This is a genomic window from Salibacterium qingdaonense (genome assembly GCF_900114715.1).
Taxonomy (GTDB): domain Bacteria; phylum Bacillota; class Bacilli; order Bacillales; family Marinococcaceae; genus Salibacterium; species Salibacterium qingdaonense.
Genome location: NZ_FOTY01000066.1, coordinates 1 through 1,985, shown reverse-complemented (window position 1 = coordinate 1,985; position 1,985 = coordinate 1). Strand labels below are relative to the sequence as shown.

Below are 1,985 nucleotides of genomic sequence, written 5' to 3'. Positions count from 1 at the left end.
CCCCTATTTTATCAAGGTTTTGAAGGGTATGTCGAAAGATATTATCACGGATTCAGGCACGTTTTATACGAGCGAAATTTTTCCATAAAAATCCCCTTTTGTTTACTTTTAATCGTATCATAAATGAAAAGTACGGGGAATCCCGTACTTAATTGTTAATCCATTATAGAAACCATGTTTTGAATTGTTCTTCCGCCACTTCCGCCATAGTAATCTACTTCACCGGAAGCTCTCTTTACTCTCATTGTTGTCGAACCTCCGCCGTCAAGATGTAAGAAGTAGGAAGGGTCATATCCCAATTCTTCCACATCAGCTAACGTTTGCGCTACTGAACGAGGGGTTGACAGGTCGGTTACTAACATAATAACGGTATTTCCATAAGCACCAATCATTGTCCGTTGGTCGGGGGTAGAATAATCGTTATGATATGCAGAACCAAACCGTTTTCCTCCTATCGCTCCCCTGACGGTAGCACCTGCGGGAGCCATACTGTTTTCAACTGTTCCAATCGTAGCCCTTTCGTCATCACTACCTGTATGAACATCTACATAGCGATAGTAACTTCCGTTTAGTTCATAAGTGAAAAATGTTTTTGTTACACTTTCTGTATTATGATACTCTTCATCATAATCATTATAAATCCAGTAACAGATACCGTAAGGTTCCATATAATTATCAGCAAAACGATTTCTTTCAAACAAAGTACCGTTTATCCCTGTTTGACTTGTGTAAAGCATTCCTTTGTTCATGTTAGGGCGCATTCTTATATCCTCAGGGTATGCTATGCCTCAATAACATGGTACGTTCCACCGTTTACATTCATCTCTCTGTCATTAAAAATAGCTACCATAAATACGTCACTCCTTTTGTTTTGTTAGACGGAATAAATACAGCCTACATCTAAAAGTGTTATAAGCAGCGCCTTAAACAACCCAAAAAATCAAAAAATGGAAGTAGGCACTTCGTCATTATGAAAAAGATCTTTGTCTTAGCACAACATACAAGTAAAGCGCGGATTCATCCACGCTTCGCAAAATTCACCTAAACTATTCGCCGTTGTTGAGTTTTTCCTCCACCTTTTCTGCAAAGTGTGTGGTGTTTGACCGCTCTGAGATGATTTCTCCTCTGACGTAATAATTGAGGTCACGGAATATTTCCGCCAGCCGTCTGATGGATTCGTTCTCCGCGTAGTTTTCCATAGCTGCCGCTTCACCTTTAAGCCCCTGCATCAACTTTTGCACTTCTTTCAGATCTTTTTTGATCGCTTCATCTTCCGCGGCTTTCAGAGCTTGTTTGGTATACGGAATAAAACTCTCCAGCGTCTGGTCCAGATTATTATAATAGGATAATTCTTCATTATCTCCGTATTCGATATACCCATTCATCCTGTCATTACCGTCATGGATGAGCCTATCCACTTTTCTTGGAACCGTGCCGTTGTTTCCCGTAATCTCCAGAAATCTTGGATGAGGCTGCAGCCGTTTCTCTATACCTGCCTCTTCTAACGCGCTGACACTGCCAAAATAATAATTGTCATCTTTCATATGATGGTGCACCGTTACATCAATAATATCTCCCTCGGCGCTTGAGCTTTCCATATGCTGAACCGCTATTTGAATACCATCGATAAAATAAAATTCACCTGCAGAAGGTTCTTGTTCGATAATATCTCTCATAATGTCTTCAAACGCAAATCCAGTCTCTTCCGGCGACTCCATGGAAAACTTCAACAGTGCAGTATATTCCTCCAGCCATTTTTTATCTGCCGGCCCCGAAAGACTTGTGTACAGCGTGGTGTGCTCTCTGTCCAAAAGCGCCCCCTCCGTCCTCTGTCTCATATATATTTCATCTTTCATATTCATCTGTATACGGTTATCGTCTCCCTGGTACTCGGAGATATCTTCTTCCGTAAAATCGTTTTTCTGAAGAAACGTATCAAATCGTTCCTCCATGTCCACCTGAGCAAACGCAGCCTGTCTGATCGG

General features: G+C 41.3%; 2 protein-coding genes. Both read right to left on the bottom strand.

Annotated elements, in window-relative coordinates; translation table 11 throughout:
- Positions 1–155 precede the first annotated feature (155 nt).
- Complete coding sequence (locus BM058_RS17945) at positions 156–749, bottom strand: phosphodiester glycosidase family protein (RefSeq protein ID WP_177195631.1); 594 nt, start codon at positions 747–749, stop codon at positions 156–158.
- Positions 750–1,046: 297 nt separating this feature from the next.
- The coding region (locus BM058_RS18490) for a hypothetical protein (protein ID WP_177195630.1) at positions 1,047–1,985 on the bottom strand (939 nt) is incomplete at its 5' end.

Bases quoted from the DNA above. Each gene is read 5' to 3' on its own strand.
- BM058_RS17945 (WP_177195631.1), bottom strand. From the start codon at position 749: ATGAACAAAGGAATGCTTTACACAAGTCAAACAGGGATAAACGGTACT.